14 protein-coding genes are annotated in these 19,280 nt (G+C 44.9%); 7 read left to right on the top strand and 7 right to left on the bottom strand.

Annotated elements, in window-relative coordinates:
• The 3 genes from ACM0OZ_RS29460 to ACM0OZ_RS29450 all read right to left on the bottom strand — a co-directional run bounded on the left by ACM0OZ_RS29460 (position 1) and on the right by ACM0OZ_RS29450 (position 3,268).
• Entirely contained in the window at positions 1-243 is a 243-nt protein-coding gene (locus tag ACM0OZ_RS29460) for a transposase (RefSeq protein WP_414586398.1), read from the bottom strand.
• A complete protein-coding gene (locus ACM0OZ_RS29455; protein WP_414586387.1) occupies positions 186-836 on the bottom strand; it encodes an RNA-guided endonuclease InsQ/TnpB family protein in 651 nt (216 codons plus the stop codon). Before ACM0OZ_RS29455 ends, ACM0OZ_RS29460 begins: the two co-directional genes overlap by 58 nt.
• Positions 837-1,582: 746 nt before the next feature.
• Positions 1,583-3,268, bottom strand: a complete 1,686-nt coding sequence (locus ACM0OZ_RS29450; RefSeq protein ID WP_414586386.1) for a M14 family metallopeptidase — start codon at positions 3,266-3,268, stop codon at positions 1,583-1,585.
• A 257-nt stretch (positions 3,269-3,525) separates the two neighbouring features.
• Between ACM0OZ_RS29450 and pntA the strand changes: the two genes are divergently transcribed.
• Both pntA and pntB read left to right on the top strand, forming a co-directional pair.
• A complete protein-coding gene (pntA, locus tag ACM0OZ_RS29445) occupies positions 3,526-5,184 on the top strand; it encodes a Re/Si-specific NAD(P)(+) transhydrogenase subunit alpha (RefSeq protein ID WP_414586385.1) in 1,659 nt (552 codons plus the stop codon).
• Between the two features lie 9 nt (positions 5,185-5,193).
• Entirely contained in the window at positions 5,194-6,654 is a 1,461-nt protein-coding gene (gene pntB, locus ACM0OZ_RS29440; RefSeq protein ID WP_414586384.1) for a Re/Si-specific NAD(P)(+) transhydrogenase subunit beta, read from the top strand.
• A gap of 462 nt (positions 6,655-7,116) precedes the next feature.
• Here pntB and ACM0OZ_RS29435 read toward each other — a convergent pair whose 3' ends face one another.
• The 3 genes from ACM0OZ_RS29435 to ACM0OZ_RS29425 form a co-directional block, all read right to left on the bottom strand.
• Positions 7,117-7,761, bottom strand: coding sequence for a retron system putative HNH endonuclease (locus ACM0OZ_RS29435; RefSeq protein WP_414586383.1), 645 nt, complete (start codon positions 7,759-7,761; stop codon positions 7,117-7,119).
• Positions 7,758-9,164 (bottom strand): AAA family ATPase, encoded by a 1,407-nt coding sequence (locus ACM0OZ_RS29430; RefSeq protein ID WP_414586397.1) that lies wholly within the window; start codon positions 9,162-9,164, stop codon positions 7,758-7,760. The genes ACM0OZ_RS29435 and ACM0OZ_RS29430 overlap by 4 nt, the downstream gene beginning before the upstream one ends.
• Positions 9,165-9,295: 131 nt before the next feature.
• On the bottom strand, positions 9,296-10,210 hold the full coding sequence (locus ACM0OZ_RS29425) for a metallophosphoesterase family protein (protein WP_414586382.1): 915 nt from the start codon (positions 10,208-10,210) through the stop codon (positions 9,296-9,298).
• A 155-nt stretch (positions 10,211-10,365) separates the two neighbouring features.
• Between ACM0OZ_RS29425 and ACM0OZ_RS29420 the strand changes: the two genes are divergently transcribed.
• The 3 genes from ACM0OZ_RS29420 (at position 10,366) to ACM0OZ_RS29410 (ending at position 14,091) form a co-directional block, all read left to right on the top strand.
• Positions 10,366-11,511, top strand: coding sequence for a hypothetical protein (locus ACM0OZ_RS29420; protein WP_414586381.1), 1,146 nt, complete (start codon positions 10,366-10,368; stop codon positions 11,509-11,511).
• A gap of 337 nt (positions 11,512-11,848) precedes the next feature.
• Positions 11,849-11,974, top strand: coding sequence for a hypothetical protein (locus tag ACM0OZ_RS29415; protein WP_414586380.1), 126 nt, complete (start codon positions 11,849-11,851; stop codon positions 11,972-11,974).
• 38 nt (positions 11,975-12,012) lie between these two features.
• Positions 12,013-14,091, top strand: a complete 2,079-nt coding sequence (locus ACM0OZ_RS29410) for an NAD-binding protein (protein ID WP_414586379.1) — start codon at positions 12,013-12,015, stop codon at positions 14,089-14,091.
• On the opposite strand, the gene ACM0OZ_RS29405 is transcribed toward ACM0OZ_RS29410, so the two are convergent.
• A complete protein-coding gene (locus tag ACM0OZ_RS29405; protein WP_414586378.1) occupies positions 14,088-14,243 on the bottom strand; it encodes a hypothetical protein in 156 nt (51 codons plus the stop codon). The two genes, ACM0OZ_RS29410 and ACM0OZ_RS29405, sit on opposite strands and share 4 nt — an antisense overlap.
• Between ACM0OZ_RS29405 and ACM0OZ_RS29400 the strand changes: the two genes are divergently transcribed.
• Together ACM0OZ_RS29400 and ACM0OZ_RS29395 are read left to right on the top strand one after the other, a co-directional pair.
• Positions 14,231-14,470, top strand: coding sequence for a hypothetical protein (locus ACM0OZ_RS29400; protein WP_414586377.1), 240 nt, complete (start codon positions 14,231-14,233; stop codon positions 14,468-14,470). The two genes, ACM0OZ_RS29405 and ACM0OZ_RS29400, sit on opposite strands and share 13 nt — an antisense overlap.
• A gap of 317 nt (positions 14,471-14,787) precedes the next feature.
• Entirely contained in the window at positions 14,788-19,209 is a 4,422-nt protein-coding gene (locus ACM0OZ_RS29395) for an eIF2A-related protein (RefSeq protein WP_414586376.1), read from the top strand.
• The last annotated feature ends 71 nt before the right edge of the window (positions 19,210-19,280 follow it).

Below are 19,280 nucleotides of genomic sequence, written 5' to 3'. Positions count from 1 at the left end.
CTAGGAAGTTAACGAACATTCCCCAACCCACATCGGATATTGACGCGTGATAGCTTGCGGTTCCGTACCATTCCCTTGACGTGAAGATTCTCCACGACAATGACTTGAATGCGCGTTTACCAGTTTTCTACTTAATTTATGCAAAAAATCTTGGCGGGAATTTGATACTCGCTCGTGAACCTTAGCTAGTAGTTTTTTATACTTGTTTCTTGAGTTACTTCCTTGTAGAGACGCTTCAAACAGCGCGTCTCTACACGAGCAAACTTTTTCTGCTTGCGAGCTAGATTCTTCTCATGACGTTTCAGGTGTTTTGGATTTGAGTGTTTGGTAACTTGCTCACCATCGTGAACAATAGCGAAGTCTTTGATTCCAAGGTCAATGCCTAGCGTTTTACCACCAGTAGTTCCAGCACCATCCTCTAGTTCACACAGAATAGAAGCGAAGTATTTGTCTGTAGGAGTCTTACTGATGGTGACTGTCTTAACTTTTCCCTCAATTAGTCTATGAAAAACTGCTTTAATAACACCAATTTTTGGAACTTCCAAACAGTCTCCCACAACTTTAACATTTTGAGGATACTGGATTGATTGCTTGTGGTGCTTTGACTTAAACCTAGGAAACTTAGCGCGTCCCTCAAAAAAGTTAGTATAAGCCTTGTTCAAGTTAATTGCTACGCATTGCAAAACAGCAGAGTAACAATCGTCTTTTAACCAAGGGTATTCTACTTTTAATTGCGGGAGATAAGCTTTGTAAACACTTAATTTCAAAGACTTTCCAGTTTCTTTGTAGCGTTGAATGCAAGCATTTAAGGCATAGTTCCAATACCCGGAACGCACAACCAAACGATTTGGATAGAGCTATTTCTTGTTCAGTTGTTGGGTATAGCCTGACCTTAACTGCTTTCAACACTTTTAATTACCTCCTTGTTGTACTTATGATAGCATTTATGGGGAGATAATGAGGAGATTTTATGAAAGACGATTATTTAAGAATTCGGATGAGCAAGCGTAGGATGGATAAGTTGCGGTTATATGCAACTATGAAAGATACAACAATGACTCACGTTATTGAAGACCTCATTGACTCGTTAAAAATCCCGGAGATTGACAAAAACTCGGACACCCCTCTCGCGCGCTAACTGACAGTCAACATAGGTCAGGGGTGTACCTCGTTTTTGTCCGGGCATTCATCCCACGTCTCACCCGGAGGGGAGCGTGGGATGAATGCCCGAGCTAGCTAAATTCATACTTTGAATCAGCAACGCCCAAAAAATAATACCCTTGGAAGAGGGGAAATATACGCCTGAACAGCCAGCTTTTGAGACTGGGCATCACAGATAACCTCCTTAACCGAACCGTATTGGTACCACTTGGAGTAGTTAAGTTACACTGTGTTGTACTATAGGACTCCTGTGCAGATTTTTGAACGGCACGCTTGCGGAGGGCAGTGCGAACGCAAAACCCGGATGTAGTTGGCAAAATACGGTAAGCACTGCCCACCCTACAATACTTAAGATTTTTCATAAATCCTGCGCGGATTGCTATAGAAAGATATGACTTGCGGCAATATTCAAAAATGGACATCACTGCAAAGTCACCTCAGTCTGTACAACTCCCGCACGTTCATGACGCGCTGACAGTTTGACTGTACCACCCTGAGGCGATCGCACAACCCATTCTACCTTCGCCCGATCCTGGGTAGAATCTGTATGCCGCCTAATTGGAGCTGAGGGTTTATAGGCACGTCCCTCTAATTGACCCAAGTCTTCACGCAGCTTACCTGTCTCTAAAGTTGCACCAACAGGCAACTCAATTTCACAGATACAGCCCCGCACCAGCTTTTTCTCTAGGGCTTTTTCAGTGACGTAGGTGGGTAGCCAGCCTGTATTATGTATAACCAGCCGCACTCGATAAGTATCATTGCCCAAGCTGTGGACACTCGCTTCGTAAATCTCCAAGTAGGGAGAGATTAATAGATGCCACACTAGCCAATCGGGAAAACGGGCAATTTCCTTCTCTAAAAATTCTGGTGGTGGATTTGACCAAGCATACATAGTATCCCAACCCCCCAGTTCGACTTGACCGAGTTGGGGATGGTTGAACGGATACCAGTCAATGTAGCCTTTTCCTCCCAATTGTTTGTCGCTCCAGCGCAGTAGCTTCAGGTCATCTTCTAAAGGGTGTTCGCGTTGCCATTCAATATATTTATACTCAGTAATACCTGCTTGGCGTTGAGGGCTCCAAACTTCTACCGTCCAGCCAAATACACCTTGGTGTTCATAAACCCAGTCGTGGAAAGTACCGCCAATCACCTGTTTCGGATGATAACGGAACTCATGAAATCCAGAAATAGCGGGGTAATCAGTGAGTTCAGTCCCCTTTTTGCCGATGTGCTGGTAGGTACGCAAGTCTTTAACAGGTAATTCCTCATCGCTGGCATAGCTATAGGCGCGTAACAAAACACCACTAAACGTGTGGAACGTAGTCGCTCCTGTGATGTTAGGATGAGTGCTGATAAATTGTACAAGCGATCGCACCTCCGGCTCAGAAGTAGGATAAGCACCAGAACCTGCCTGCTCATGCTCTTGTCGCCACATATTCGGAAAATTACGGTTCAAGTCTAACCCCTGCTTGGTAGGCTGGAGGTGAATTTGCACACCGTCGTAATTCTCTATACGTCCTTCTGGCAAAACTCGGTAATACTGCCCACCTGTTTCTGTTGGCTCACGGGGTACCAACAGGCGTGGTTCGGTGGGGCAGATTTTCCACGCTCCGTTAGGATCAGGAATTCGCATCATCAAGACGCGGCGATCGCCATCTATATCTTCAATGACTAAACCGTCCTCATCTTGCTCATCATGGGGATAAGGACGGGTGCTAGAGCGAATAAATTTTGGCGAACTCGCCAATGCCAACTCAGCTCCATCAGGGTTGACGCGGGGGCAAATGTAGAAGGTGCGGGTGTCCAAACAACGAGTGATATCTGGGTGAGTTCCGTAGCTTGTTACTAATGTTTGTATGAGGTACAGACAGACACTCGATGGTGCCACTTCTACGGCGTGAATATTGCCATCAACCCAAAAGGCAGGCTTTTCGCGAGCCGAACCTGTGGCAAAATTGGTGACTGTAATCAGCCAGATGTCACGCTCTTCGTAGCTCTTGCCGATGCTTTCTATACTTACAAGGTGAGGAAATTCCTGAGCATAAGCATGGAGAATACGAGTTAAATCTTCATAACCGTAGTATTTATCGAACCGAACATCTGGCATGGCAAAAACAAAGTTGTAATGAGCTAAGGATTATGTATTTAATTGCTAATTTTCCTATTATGCAGTGAACGCTTGTGCTTCAAAAACAATCCTGCTGAACCTAGCACTATCAATCCACTACAACCCTTCTTGTGAAGAATTAAAACAGCCAGACAGATATAAAACATTACCCTTGATAGTATATTTAAAGCCAAACTCTAGACGAGTGATGATCTCTCTTTGCCTAGGGAACTCAGCTAAATGGAAAGGAGACACCCATGAAGGTTGGTATCCCGAAGGAAGTTTACTCTGGCGAATATCGCGTAGCAGCCACCCCGGACACAGCCAAGTATCTTATGAAGCTTGGTTTCGATGTGCTAGTTGAGTCTGGTGCAGGCGAAAGAGCAAACTTTACAAACGCTGCCTATATAGAGACCGGATGCAATATTGTACCGGATGCTCCTACTTTATGGTCAGACGCAGATATCGTACTCAAAGTTCGTCCGCCCCAGATGCGCCCGGATCTCGGCAAAGATGAAACCGAACTGCTTGCTGAGGAGGGCACTTTGATCGGCTTCATCTGGCCAGCCCAAAACCCCGATTTACTGGACAAATTAGCAGCACGTAAGGTCACGGTGTTAGCAATGGATGCGGTGCCGCGTATTACTCGGGCACAAAAGATGGATGCCCTGAGTTCAATGGCAAATCTCGCTGGGTACCGCGCTGTGATTGAAGCTGCTAATCACTTTGGACGGTTCTTTAACGGGCAGATAACGGCAGCCGGAAAGGTGCCGCCCGCGAAGGTCCTGGTGATTGGTGCTGGTGTCGCTGGACTCGCAGCTATTAGTACTGCTAAGAGCCTAGGTGCAGTTGTCCGTGCTTTTGATACGCGCCTTGTGGTCAAGGAGCAAGTAGAAAGTCTAGGAGCAGAGTTTCTGGAACTTCAATTTGCAGAGGATGGCAGTGGTGAGGGCGGCTACGCCAAGGTCATGAGTGACGAATTTATCAAAGCTGAAATGGAGCTATTTGCTGCTCAGGCTAAAGAGGTTGACATCATCATCACGACAGCGTTAATTCCAGGGAAAAGAGCACCTGTGCTAGTGACGCAGGACATGGTTGAGACTATGAAGGACGGCTCGGTCATTGTTGATCTTGCTGCAGAGCAGGGCGGCAATTGTGCCTGTACTCACCCTGATGAAGTCTACTGTTACAAAGGAGTGACAATTGTAGGTCTGACTGACCTGCCTAGCCGTATGGCTCAACAAGCTAGCCAGCTTTATGGCACCAATATTTGCTATGTGCTTGAAGAAATGGGTGGAGCTAATAGCTTCCATGTCAATCTCGAAGATGAGGTTGTCCGAGGTATGCTAGTAGTCCATGATGGAGAGGTGACTTGGCCTCCACCTAAAAAGGACAAGGAGACAAGGGGACAGGGAGACACGGGGACAAAGAGACACCCAGACAAGGAGACACGGGGACAGGGAGACACGGAGACAAAGAGACACCCAGACAAGGAGAAAGAGCCTTCCCTTGTCTCTCCATCACCCACTTCCCCCCTCATCTCCTCCTCCGCTCTGAGTGCTCCGCAATTGAAGGGTAGGCGTGACCTGTTGTGGCTGCTCCTTGTTGGTTTCGCTCTGCTTGGTATTGGTATCAGTGCGCCTCCTTCGTTTTTGTCTCACTTCACTGTGTTTGTCTTAGCTTGCTTCGTTGGCTGGCAAGTCATTTGGAACGTTAAGCCAGCTCTGCACACGCCGCTGATGAGTGTCACCAATGCGATTAGCGGCATCATTATTATTGGCGGTATGCTCCAAATCTCTGGGGCATCGAATTCACTCACCACCATCCTTGGTGCGATCGCTATCCTGGTCGGGACAATCAACATTTCAGGTGGCTTCCTCGTCACCCAACGTATGCTCAGGATGTTTCAAAAGTAGAAAGAAACTATGTCAAATAACCTACTGACAGTGGCGTATATTGTGGCTAGTGCCTTATTCATTCTCAGCCTGGGGGGATTGTCTGATCAGGAAACGGCTCGCAAAGGCAATATTTACGGGATCATTGGTATGCTTATTGCTTTCGTTGCTACCGCGCTCTCACTAGACGTGAGTGCATACGGTATCTTGCCCTCAGTTGTCATACCAGGAGCGGTTATCGGTGCAAGTGTAGCTTCTCGTGTAGCGATGACTTCCATGCCGGAACTTGTAGCCATTCTACATAGCTTTGTTGGTGTTGCGGCAGTTCTAGTAGGCATTGCCAATTATCTGCAACAGTCACAATCGCTGACCGGAGTTGAGTCCACAATCCACCAGATTGAAATTTTTGTGGGTGTCTTCATTGGTGCTGTGACCTTTACAGGTTCAGTGGTTGCCTTTGGTAAACTACGAGGCATCATCAGCAGCAAACCTCTACTTTTGCCAGCACGTCATTGGCTTAACCTAGGTATGCTTGGGGCTGCAGTGTGGCTCGGTGCCCAGTTTTTAGGGGCAGAAAATATCAATGGACTGCAACCGCTGTTGATGATGTCCGCGATCGCCTCAGTGTTAGGCATTCATCTCGTGATGGGGATTGGTGGTGCGGATATGCCGGTTGTGATCTCAATGCTCAACAGCTACTCTGGATGGGCAGCCGCTGCTGCTGGCTTTATGCTATCAAACGATCTGCTCATCATTACAGGTGCGCTGGTAGGCAGTAGTGGTGCAATCCTCAGCTATATCATGTGCAAGGCAATGAATCGGTCATTCATTAGCGTGATTTTAGGAGGCTTTGGCACAGAGACGGACACAGCAGCTGTTGACGCTGAGGGAACTGTGGGTGAGGTCACCAAAACGACGATTGAGGATACTGCGGAACTCCTGCAAAATGCTAAGAGTGTTGTCATCGTCCCTGGCTACGGTATGGCAGTAGCTCAGGCTCAACATACTGTCTCAGATCTTACCAAACTGCTGCGCGATCGCGGTCTACAGATTCGCTTTGGCATCCATCCGGTAGCTGGTCGAATGCCCGGACACATGAACGTTCTTCTGGCTGAGGCTCGTCTGCCCTACGACATCGTACTAGAAATGGATGAGATTAACGAGGACTTCCCAAAAACTGATGTTGTACTAGTCATTGGTGCTAACGACACTGTCAACCCCAGCGCATTGGAAAACCCAAATAGCCCAATTGCTGGAATGCCAGTGCTGGAGGTTTGGAAGGCTGGCACCGTCGTAGTGATGAAGCGCAGTATGGCTAGTGGCTACGCTGGAGTTGAGAATCCACTCTTTTATAAGGACAATACTCGTATGCTCTTTGGCGATGCTAAGAAAAATGTTGACGAGATTGTTGGAAAACTCACACAACTTAGTCAGGAAAGTTTAGACCTCCGCCAACCGAGAAAAGTGGAATTGTTATTTCAACCCAAGTAGATAATTTCTTATCTTAAGTGCTAAGCTGTCACGCTTTTAATTGACACATTTCTTCGTGAGGGTCGTCCAGAGTCAAGAGTCAAAAAGCCAAAAAACTTTTGACTTTTGACCTTTGACTCTTGAGTGTTTTATGGCAAAAGGCAGCTATGCTGCTATGCTGTAGGGCGAAGCCCTTCCCGAAGGGTGGGCAGAAGGTTTATTAACCTGAGTTCGGGATAAGCTGAAACCCTGATTCCACCGTTACTTACTTTATGACTTTACTAACGTGTTTTCGCAGTTTCAGCCAATCAATGCTGCATAAGTGTCCTTAACCCGAACTGACGTTTTATTACTGATTTGCAGTTTCAATGAGTTTGTTGGAGCGCCCGCTTTCAGCGATCGCTTTGCGCCATTGCCCGCTTGGGGTCCCTCCTCAGCATCGTATAGAGCGCAGTGCCTGTTGGAGAATCGCAACTTTCCATACTAAAAATATTGTTTAAGTATATACATAATTGCTGCAGAAAAGGGTGTGTTTCTTCCATCTGCATCTGGCTTGTGATATCCTTGGGCAAGTAGCTGTATTTCTGTATCTGTTAACCCACTAGTCGCTTGCAACGCTGCATCGATGGCTGCACGTCTCATCTTTCTCAACTTATCAATACCAAGTGCTAGTTTTTGAATTGTGATATTAGCCGCTTTTTGCTTATCTACATCATCTGTTGGCAGAATTTCCCCAAAACCAGAGTACTTAAAGTAATCTGCACATTTTGGATCTAAGGGAGAAATCATCAGTTCCTCATCGAACCAGGCTTGTTTTTTGTGTCCACAATGCACTGGTACACGAGGTTTGTGTTCATCTTCACCTTGGCATGAAGCTATCAGATTAGCGTACTCAAATGTCAAGTGTTTATAAACACTCTTGGGTCTAAAGTGTTCTATATGGCATTGCTTCCTAGCTATGGACATACCACAGTAGCCACAGATGTAACCTTGCTCTTGTAATAGCGACTCGTACACCTCATTTTTGATTGCTTGTGGGAAGGATTTCCAATCAGGTGTCCTTTTCCCCAGTTTCTGCTTCCATTTCGTTAAGCTATCTGGTTCTCTGGTCTTTTGAATATATTTCATCGATTTAGAATTTCCTTGCGTCGGATAAGGACATCTGCTCGTACAAACTCCGGATCGTCTTCTCCAATTTCATCGGCTAAGTTTTGGCGCAATTGTTTGGCGCGATCAAGATGTCCCTGGTCAATTAATCTGAACAAATCACGGAGGTTTTCTTTAATTTCCTGTGGTCTTTCAGATACACCCATCAAATCTTCTAGGATCTGATTACTATCTCTGCCAAACGAATTTTCAGGTTGTTCAGTAACGATACCTTCAGGTGTTGCTTCTAGGAGGTAGATGCTATCAGGTTTGACATGACTCAGTACTTGTGGTGAATGGGTGGTGATGATAAACTGACAATTGGGGAATGTTCTAGTCAAAGCTGGAATAATTTGCCGTTGCCATTTTGGATGCAGGTGCAACTCAATTTCGTCAATGAGAACAACACCGTTCCCTTGGAGTGGATCTGGTAAACCTGGGTTGGCAATTGCCAAGCGCCTTGCTAAATCACCCACCAATGCTAATAAGCATTTTTCACCATCAGATAACTGATTGACGATGAGTTGCTGACCTTGTTTTTTTACAGTCATCCGCAAGGGCGATCGCTCAACCCGTAAGTCGGAAAAATCTGGTTGTAATGATGATATTGCCCCTCTGACCGATTCCAACTGTTTGTCTCGATGATTGGGGTTATCCCGCCGCAATTCATTTTCCAAATCTTCCCGGTTTCTAAACCATTCAAAGAAGCCTTTAAAGTCAATTCTTCCTCCCGTGAGTGCTTGATCATAGGCATTTCTTTGAGTAATTAAATATTCCTCGGAAATCTCCAAAGGCATATCAAGAACAGCACGATTTACTGGGTAGTAAACTGTCAAAGGTATGCTAGCGTTATTATTATTTGCTAACTCACTATTTATTTCATCAACCGCTCTTTGTAAATCTTGTAAAGAGTCTTGGCTTACGTCATCAGCTTCTATCTGGTTGAAATTGTCCAACAACTCTTCCAAAGCTCGTTTCAAGCTTTTGTTACCCGGCTGATTTTGCAGGGGTCGCTGTTTCATCTCTAATAAAGACTTGATTTCTTCCAAGCGCCTTGCTGCACTGCTTTGAGAAGATTGGTCTTCCGCCCGAACTTCACTTAAAGACCAGGTTAATTCCTGTCCTTCGTGCAAACTAATTGTAATTTCAATCTGCGTTTGTTGGTCTTCATTAGTGATATCCTGTTCACTTAAAGAACGCGTCGAAATTAGGGAATCTTGAATTCGCCCTGTCAACTGGGACAAAAGAATTGCAAGACAATCAAGTATCCTTGATTTTCCTACCCCATTGACACCGATAAGTACAGTTGGAGCCATGTCATCGAAATCGAGCGTCAAATCGCCGATTCCACGGAAAGAGTTCATTTTGAGGCGCTTGATTTTCATAAGTTGTAACTCATAAAATGACACGTCTGACTGGCAAGTATCGCGCTGTGTCATTTGTTCTTTGTAACAATAAAGAACAAATGACACTTTTTATAAAAAAACTGTAATGCCTCCATGTATCAGCTTAAGAATTAAGCTGATTTCAGTGGAACAATACCTTTATCAAAAACGCGGTTATCGGTGCCGATCCCACTAATTTCTATTCTATCTGCATAAACCTCATAAGCGGCAAAACTCAACTTTTCTGCTGAATATTCCGTCCATTCGGAACGTCCTACAGGACGAGTTCCCGCACCACCACCACATATTAAATAAGTCGTTCCATTAAGAGAACGAGTGCGTTCATAGTGGTGTTCGTGACCATTTATATAGAGTTGCACACCGTATTTTTGAAACAGTGGAGTAAAGCTTTTAATGAAGGCTGGATTGCTGCCATACACACCTGATGCATAAACTGGATGATGACCAAAGACAACTTTCCAAGGTGCATTAGAGGCGCTTAATTCTTGCTCTAACCATTTTAGCTGTTTTTCCCAATCAGCGTTCGTATTCGTATCTAAAGCAAAAAATTGCACATTATCGCGGCGAAATGTGTAATAGCGATCCTTCATATTAAAGCCGACATACTTCAGTTGCAGTTCACCGTTTGCCGTGCGAATATCATGATTTCCTAGAACAGCCTGAAATTTCACACCTTGCTTTAGTAAAGGCGCATAAGGACGCTCAAACACTGCAGCAATTTTTTCCATTTCGCCATTGGTGTAGATATTATCACCAGCTAAAACAACCAAATCATAAGCATTTTTGCTATGATAATCAGTCATTGCCTTAGCAACAGCGTACTGTCCTTGATCTCCAGTACCAGTATCTGCCACGGAAACAAAACGCCATAACAACTCGTTTTTGGCTGGATTACCGGGTGTTGCGGCTTTTGATGCAGCCATTCCACCATTTTTACCAGCTTGACGAGTAACACAGCCAAGAAATCCTAAACCAATGGCGCTGAGGCTACTGAAAAATAAAAATTGACGGCGTTTCAGCTTCATAAATGACCAAATTCAATAAATAGTAAAGTATAGCCGAAGCAATGAAGTGATAAATTAAGGCTGAGGAGGCTGCACCCCACCAGTGTAAAGACGCTTCAAACAGCGCGTCTCTACAGAACTCTTGTCTTTGATTCGCAGCTGACGGTGAAAGTTCCATGCCCCAAGACAATCAGAATTCACAACCACCATTTTCCCCTGAACCGGAAGACAATCAGCCGCAACCGATGGTTGAGTCAACAGCTCAACCTCCCCGAAAACAATACCAGAGAGTCCAGCCAATTTGGAAGGCTACAATTATCCAAATTCTACGAGGGACAATTGGGCTACTAGAAACAACGGTAGAGAAACTGGAAACAGCACCCCCTCGTGGTTCTGAGGAAACCCCCGGTTTTTTGCAGAAGCTTCAGCTGGGGTGGAGTGCAGCTTTAGGTAAAATTCGCTCTTTGTTACCAACAAATTTATCAAGGAAGTTCTCAGATACGGCTTTAACGGGGATAATTGCTGGAATTGCGGTACTGCTGATTTGGACAACTTCCACTGTTTTCTCAGGTAAGCCTACACAGGTTGCAACTGTTCCGCCTACCGAGGAAACACCTCCAGCAACGATCGCCATTCCGCCAGAACTAGAAGCACCTCCCGCACCTCCCGCAGCCGAACAAACTCCTCCGGCTGTAGCAGAAACTACACCACAACCTGAGGAAACGCCTCCCGCAACGATCGCCATTCCGCCAGAACTAGAAGCACCTCCCGCACCTCCCGCAGCCGAACAAACTCCTCCGGCTGTAGCAGAAACTACACCACAACCTGAGGAAACGCCTCCCGCAACGATCGCCATTCCGCCAGAACTAGAAGCACCTCCCGCACCGGCCGCAGCTGAACAAACTCCTCCGGCTGTAGCAGAAACTACACCACAACCTGAGGAAACCCCTGCGCCGCTGGAGGAAACTCCGCCGCCAGAACCGGAACCAACTCCCACACCAACCTTGGTATTGACGCCAGAGCAAACCTTGATTGCATCTATCGAAAATCAAGTCGCCCAGGTTAGCGATCGCTTTGCCCCTGGTTTGATACAGTCGATTCAAGCTAACTTCCGTTCCAGTAGTCTCGCTGTGACGATTAGCGATTATTGGTATAATATAAAACAGTTACAACAAGAGCAACTCTTGGCTCAGATGCTGCAACGCGCCAAGGAAATGGATTTCACACATTTAGACATTCTCGACTCACAGGGTAGACTGGTAGCAAGAAACCCTGTTGTTGGTACTGAAATGATTATTTTTCAACGGCGAGCCATAAGTTGAAGAAGAACTCACAAGTCACAAGTCAGAAATCAGGATGCAATTAGTTATGAAAAAGGATATCTGTGCAAAAGTCTGAAATTTTCTTTCCCCCTGCAAAGCTCTGGTCTTTATGAGAAGTCTTTAACCGGACTTACAGCAGTTTTCACGTATTTGAACCACACTGTAAGGGCACAGCAATGCTGTGCCCCTACGGCAAATGTGGTCTATTTACCTGAAAATAGCTGTAATATTATCGATCCGCCAGTTTAAAGAATTCATGACATTCGGGAGAGCGAAGTAGCGCTTCTATTCTTTCTTGTTAAAAATCAGAGCGAAAAGCTAATAGTAGAGATGAGCGATGGCACGTAAGCGCAAAGCGCAGGCACTCTCGCCGCGTAGCGTGTCCCTTTGGGACTCAGTGCCCGCCTTTTCTGCGGTGCCGCTAGGCTTACGGCGATCGCGTGATTTCTATTTTCTGCTATAGGATAATTATATAAAAAACATTGACAAAAACCTAGAGATATGCAAAAGACAGCGAAATCCGAGGAATCCTTGGATAAGTTTTTAGTTTGTGGGCTAGGTGGTTTAGGTCAGCATTGTGTTGTTGCTCTCAAGAAGTTTGAGGTCAGCGTCATTGCTATTGACAAAATTCAACCTCAAGATTGGGAGATTCCTAACCTTCCAGATTTGTGGGATGACTTAGTGATTGGTGACTGTCGCCAAATCAGTATTTTACAACAAGCCAAAATACAGCAGTGTCGAGCTGCAATCATCGTCACGAGTAATGAGCAAGTCAATGCAGAAACAGCTTTAGTCGTCAGGAAACTTAATCCCCAAACCCGCCTGGTTGTTCGTTCATCTAAACAAAATCTCAATGAATTATTGAGCGAACATCTGGGAAATTTTGTTGCCTTTGAACCAACTCAACTCCCTGCTTCTAGCTTCGCCCTTGCCGCTCTTGGTACAGAAATACTAGGATTTTTCAACATAGAAGGAGAGTGGCTACGAGTGGTAAAGCGCGTTTTGTTCCCAGGCGATCGCTGGTGTTATGGTCGTCTGCTACACGAATTGAATACTCACACTCGCAAGATTCTCTATATTAGTTCTGATGGTGCTAGTTTATGCGAATCTTTCCATGAATGGGAGCCTGATACACGTATAAAGCCAGGAGACACGATTGTTTATATCGAAGCAACCAAGCCATCTGCTCCTGCTTCAGAGAAATTTGCCAAGAATATCTTACGAAATCCTTGGCACTTCTTAAGAAGACTCAAGCGTTTTAATTGGTTAAATTTTAAGCAGCAAATCGCTGAATTTTGGCGAAAAAGTGATGAAAATCAACTCCAACAAGTATGGATTGCCTGCTTAATCACAGTAGGCTTTTTAGTGCTAGTGGGAACTGTTTTGTATCAGTTGAACGACCCCAACATAAGTTTGGCAGACTCCTTTTTCATTTCAGTTATGCTGCTTCTAGGCGGATTTAGTGACTTTTTTGGTGGTTTCGATTTTGAATTTCCTGTTTCTCTTTGGTTGCGGTTCATTAGCCTAGGAATAACAATTGCTGGTACGATTTTAGTCGGGATACTCTATAGCTTTCTTACGGAAAGACTTCTAAGCGCTAGATTTCAGTTAAGCAAACGGCGTCCACCCATTCCTCAAAAAGACCATGTGGTAGTCGTTGGACTCGGTCGAGTTGGGCAGCGAGTCGTAGCTTTGTTGCAAGAATACAAGCAGCCCCTCGTTGGCATTACATTAAATACAGATTTTGACACGACGATTTTACCCGAGATGCCACTGATTGCTGGTTCCTTAAAAGAGTCTCTTGCTAAGGCAAATCTCAACACAGCAAAAAGCGTCGTTGTCGTCACCGATGAGGAAATGCTGAATTTGGAAATCGGCTTGATGGCGTATGATGCTAATCCAAACAGCCATTTGGTTATCCGCACCACTGGTCAAGGTTTAAGTGAAAATTTAGCGAGACTACTACCCAGTGCTCAAGTGCTATCTGCCTACGCCGTAGCAGCCGAAGCATTTACTGGAGCAGCATTTGGGGAAGAAATTATTCACCTGTTCCGCGTTAATCAAAAAACTATATTAGTTACAGAATATCAAATTGAGGCTAATGATACTCTTAATGGGTTAATGCTATCTGAAATTGCTTACGGCTATGGAGTTGTGCCAATTCTCTATATAAAAGAACAAGAACCTCCTAAGTTGATGCCTTCTGAGGATATACGTTTAAGTGTAGGCGATGCTCCCAAAGGGAGCCGCCCTTTGGGCGATCGCATGGTGGTTCTGGCAACGACCAATGGTCTTCGCCGCATCGAGCAAGGAACAAAGAACTTTATGCCAAAAACCTGGCAAGTACACGTTGAAAGAGCCTTAACAGCAGAAGCAGTGTTTGAGGGAGCTAATGCCATCACCCGAATTTCTGGATGTAGTTTGACTATGGCTAGAAACTTTATGAACAACTTACCGGGAACATTGCATTCACCACTTTACAAACATCAAGCTCAGCGTCTGATCAGAGAACTCAGCAAATCTCAAGTGATTGCCCGCTTGGTTCCAATGACTGCTCAACAAGGCACAGATAGCATCTAAGTTGCCAACAAAAATCTTGGATTGGTTGGTTGCGATCGCCCGATGGTAAAAATCGTACCTTGCAAGTTGCGTTCTTCGATGGCGATCGCTTGTACCCCATTTACTTGGCGGCGTTTACGGCGGTTGATGCTGAATCTGGTTGATTGTCGCACAGATGGCGATCGCTCTCACTAACATTGGGGTTATTCTTCAAATAATCACGTATCCAGTTGCAACTCTAGACCGTCATGTACGGGAAAAGTTAGCAACTGTTAAAAAAGAACCAGAAGTAGCAGAAGCGATGTTAAATCGGTTTAACAGGGCAATGTCCGATTTAGCAGCGATGGCGCAAGCGCCCACCGTAGGTGATCGCAGATTATTTAAAGGAGTAGTATTTTAGTGGCGCATGGTCAGAAAAAAACCGAATCGAAAAATGGTAACGGAGCGAAATTAAATTTTGAACAAACCCTGTGGGCAGCTGCCTTACCTTGCGGCTCAGTATCGTCGTGAAGCTACAATGGCGCAAACAAAAGGCACTTCTTGCTGTTTATAGAAAAATAAAATTTTCTAAATTTTGATTGAGGAAATGTTTCTGGTTCATTAAATAACACTATTCTTATAGTACCTATTGAAGGCTATTATTTTACAGTAGGGCAAGCAGGCAATCCGAAGGTATCTTTAACAGAAATTTGATACAAAAAATAGGTGAATGCATTTATGCCTGGGCTTAAACGTAGGTTAGCAGTGGTTATCGGGATTAATCAATACTTTAATGGCATTCCGGCGCTTAAGACTGCTGTCAATGACGCAAGCAAACTTGCCCACATTTTAGAAACTAAATACCAATACCAAGTCCTGCTGTTGTTAGACAATGGAGCAAATTACAAAAATCTTAATCACCTATTTACTGCTTTTGAACAACAGATGTTGCCATTAGCAGATGGCAGTAAAATTCAAATTCAACCAAATGATAGTATTATTTTTTACTTTGCTGGACATGGCATTGCTTTAGATGCACTAGATAACGCTGATGGTCCATCTGGTTTCCTCATCCCCCAAGATGCAAGGCTTGATCTTGAAGGTAGCTTAGTGTCGATGCAGCAACTGCACGATGCCCTACTGAAACTGCCATGCCGTCATCTGTTGGTGATCCTTGATTGCTGCTTTGCTGGGGCATTCCGTTGGGCAGGAAATCGAGATGTGGTGCGATCGCAGAAAATGTATCGGGAACGCTATGAGCGCTTTATCTCTGGTTGTGCCCAACAAGTCATTACCTCTGCCGCCGATGACGAAAAAGCAGCCGATTCTCTGTTTCGTTTTGGACAGCGCAGCGAGTATGAGGGACACTCTCCCTTTGCCGAATTGCTCTTGAAGGGACTCTCTGGAGAAGCCGATTACAGCCGTGACGGTGCGATCACAGCTACAGAATTATACGTCTACATCCACGGCGAGTTGGGCAAGACAAGTGCCAAACAAACTCCAGGTTTTTGCCAACTCAAACGCCATGACAAGGGGGAGTATATCTTTGCTATCCCCGGTTTTAAGGCAAATAAATTGGAGGAAGCCCCCAAACTCGACGAAAAAGCGAATCCCTACAAAGGGTTAGAGTCATTTGAAGAAAAAGACAGCGACAAGTTCTTCGGCAGAAAAGCGTTAATCGAAACGCTGCAAGAGTTCGTGGCTAACCATCCGTTGACGGTGGTACTAGGGGCTTCTGGTTCGGGGAAATCCAGTTTAGTCAAAGCCGGATTAATTCCACAGTTGAAGAAACAGCGGGAGCAATGGCGCGTTTTAGATCCCATCCGTCCAGGAGAGTCTCCCTTCCGGGCTTTGAACCATGCGCTGGAACGAGAAAACTTACCTGTTTTTGGGATTCCCAACAAGCCAACTGATGACCTGAGTTTAGAGGACGCAAGCAAACAGGGCAACAGTAGCGACAATACCTTGTGGTACGAACAAGGCTTGCAAAACCTGTCTTCCAACTTGGTGGCTTGGAGAAAACTTTATCCCAACTCAAAGCTGCTGCTGGTAATTGACCAATCTGAAGAATTAGTCACCCTCAGCCGGGATGAAGTTGAGCGGGAAATGTTTCTCAAGGGGTTGGCAAGGGCGCTTAAAGCTTTTCCCGATTGGTTACGGATTGTGCTGACGCTGCGAAGTGACTTTGAACCCCAATTTCGGGAAACTGCTTTAGAACCTTATTGGAGTGGGGCGCGATTTCTTGTACCAGCGATGACGCGGGAGGAATTACGCCAAGCTATTATGGAACCTGCTACCGCCAAGGTGATGTATTTCGAGCCGCCAAAGCTGGTAGATCAGTTGATTGATGAAGTGGTGCAGATGCCAGGAGCGCTGCCCCTACTCTCTTTTACCTTAAGTGAGCTTTATCTCAAGTACATCAAAAGTGTCAGACAAGGCAAACGGAATAATCGGGCGATTACTCAGGAAGATTATGAACAACTGGGGGGAGTGGCGCGAAGTCTCACCCAAAGAGCGGACTGTGAATATGAGGAGTTAGTCAAACTTGACCCGGCATACGAGCAAACAGTACGCCATGTAATGCTGCGGATGGTGGCACTCAGTGGCAGTGAACTAGCTCGTAGGCAGGTGGATTTATCGGAACTGGAGTATCCAGAACCCAAAAATGAGCGGGTGAAGTTGGTAATTGAGCGCTTTGCCAGTGCCCGTCTGCTGGTGAAAGGACGAGATATTGAAGGGAATCTTTACGTGGAACCAGCTCATGATGCCTTAGTGCGGGGATGGCAAAAGCTGCGAACGTGGAAAGATCGAGAATTGGCTTCTCTTTTACTGCAACGAGAGCTAACAGCGATCGCGAATAAATGGACAACTAGCAGGCAGGATAAACAAGCTGTTGGTCTGCTTTGGGATGACGATCCCCGTTTACCATTAGTAAAGCAAGTATTCGAGTCCACGGATAACTGGTTGAATTGTATAGAGTTAGAATTTTTCCACAGCAGCATCCAGAGGAAACGCAAAAACCTCCGCCGTTTAGTTGGCTCTGTTGCTGGAGTTATCTTGGGCTTAACCGGACTAAGTATTTATGCTTTTGCCCGTACTGTAGAGGCTCAGTTTCAAACCCTTGATGCTCTGAGTGCTTCCTCACAAGCGTACTTGGCGTTAAATCAGGAGTTAGATGCACTGGTAGAAAGCACCAAGGCAGGGAAGCTACTAAAAAACTCTTTAGCAGGAGAAATATTGAAGTACTTTCCCTGGATCAAAGCTGATACTAAGATGCGAGTTTTGATGGCGCTGCGTCAAGCAGTTTATGAAATTCACGAGAGCAATCGCCTGAATGGTCATACTAATTGGGTATCAAGTGTTAGTTTTAGTCCTGATGGTCAAATGCTAGCTACTGTTAGTGAGGATAATACTATCAAACTCTGGAAGCGTGACGGTAAAGAAATTAAGTCTTGGCAAGGACATAACTTGCCTGCGTTAAGTGTGAGTTTTAGTCCTGATGGCAAAACGCTAGTTTCCGGCAGTAAAGATAAAACTGTTAAAATTTGGAAATTAGACGGAAAACTGGCCCCCCTTACGCTTCAGGGACATAAAGATGGGGTCAATACGGTCAGGTTCAGCCCCGATGGGAAAATGCTAGTTTCCGCTAGTAGGGACAAAACTGTCAAGCTTTGGAGTAAAGATGGAAAGCCGATCGCAACCATGTTTGGGCATACCAACGCAGTTAACGCTGTTAGTTTCAGCCCGAATGGTAGCACCATCGCCTCCGCCAGTGTAGACAAAACTGTCAAGCTTTGGAACCGAGATGGAAGGTTACTGCGATCGCTCACTGGGCATAACAGTAATGTCATTGATGTAAACTTTAGTCGTGATGGAAAAATAGCTTCTGCTAGCGAGAATGGCATCGTCAGGCTTTGGAACCATGATGGCGCGTTGCTACGACAGTTTCCGCAACAGGGTGGGGCGGTAACAGGAGTAGATTTTAGCCCCGATGGGAAAATGATTGCTACTGCTTGTGAAGATAAAACTGTAAAGTTATGGAGATTGGATGGCACGCTTGTCCAAACTTTTCGCGGACATGCACAGCCGTTGACAGAAGTGCGTTTTAGCCCTGACGGTAGAGCGATCGCATCTACAAGTAGAGACAATACCGTTAAATTGTGGAGTGTTAAGGCTAAGTTACCATTCATCTTGGGAAGACATAACAGTTTTATCAATTATGTCAGGTACAGTCCTGATAGTAATACCATTACTTCAGTTAGCCGGGATACTGTGAAAGTGTGGAGTTTAGACGGTAGGTTACGGCAAATACAAGAAAAAAATGGTCAAATCTTCAAAGTCAGCTTTAGCCCTCAAGGTAATACTCTTGCCTTGGCAAGTTCAGATAAAACTGTTAAACTCTGGAATTTAAGTGGTAAGCTACAGCAAATCAAAGGACATCAAGATCAAGTTTATAGTGTAACCTACAGTCCAGATGGTCAGATAATTGCCTCTGGTAGTAAAGACAAAACTATCAAACTGTGGGATAAAAATGGTAAATTACTCAACACTCTTAAAGGTCATCAAGATAATATTATAGCCTTAAGTTTTAGTCCAGATGGTCAGATAATTGCCTCTGCTAGTAAGGACAAAAATATCAAACTGTGGGATAAAAATGGTAAATTACTCAACACTCTTAAAGGTCATTTAGGCAGTGTTATGAGCGTAAGTTTCAGCCCAGATGGACAAACCATTGCCTCCGCCAGTAGTGATGGAACAGTTAAACTTTGGCAGCGTGATGGTACACTTATTACCACTCTACCCAGCCATAGCGGCTGGGTTCTTGATGTTACTTTTAGTCCAGATGGACAAACTATTGCCTCTGCCAGTGAGGATAAGACAATCAAGTTCTGGAGCAAAGACGGTGCGCTACTTGGAAACATTCAAGGCAGTGATGCGATTTCGAGTGTCAGTTTTAGCCCTGACGGTAAAAAGATTGCCTCAGGTAGTTATGACAAGAATTTGACTTTGTGGAATTTGGATTTAGAAGATTTACTGATAGATAGTTGCTATTGGCTAAATGATTATTTAAAAACTAACTATCATGTAAATGCACAGAATAGACACCTTTGTAAATCTACAATCCCTGTGAAGACATCAAATGTAAATTCTCTACATTAGATGTCGTTTTGAAAGAGGGTTGTAAAAACTTTATTTATTACGTGTAGAGCAAATTTTTCTTAGATCAACTA

The organism is Scytonema sp. PCC 10023 (genome assembly GCF_963920835.1).
GTDB lineage: Bacteria > Cyanobacteriota > Cyanobacteriia > Cyanobacteriales > Nostocaceae > Kalymmatonema.
This window is presented reverse-complemented; position numbering and strand designations above follow the sequence as displayed.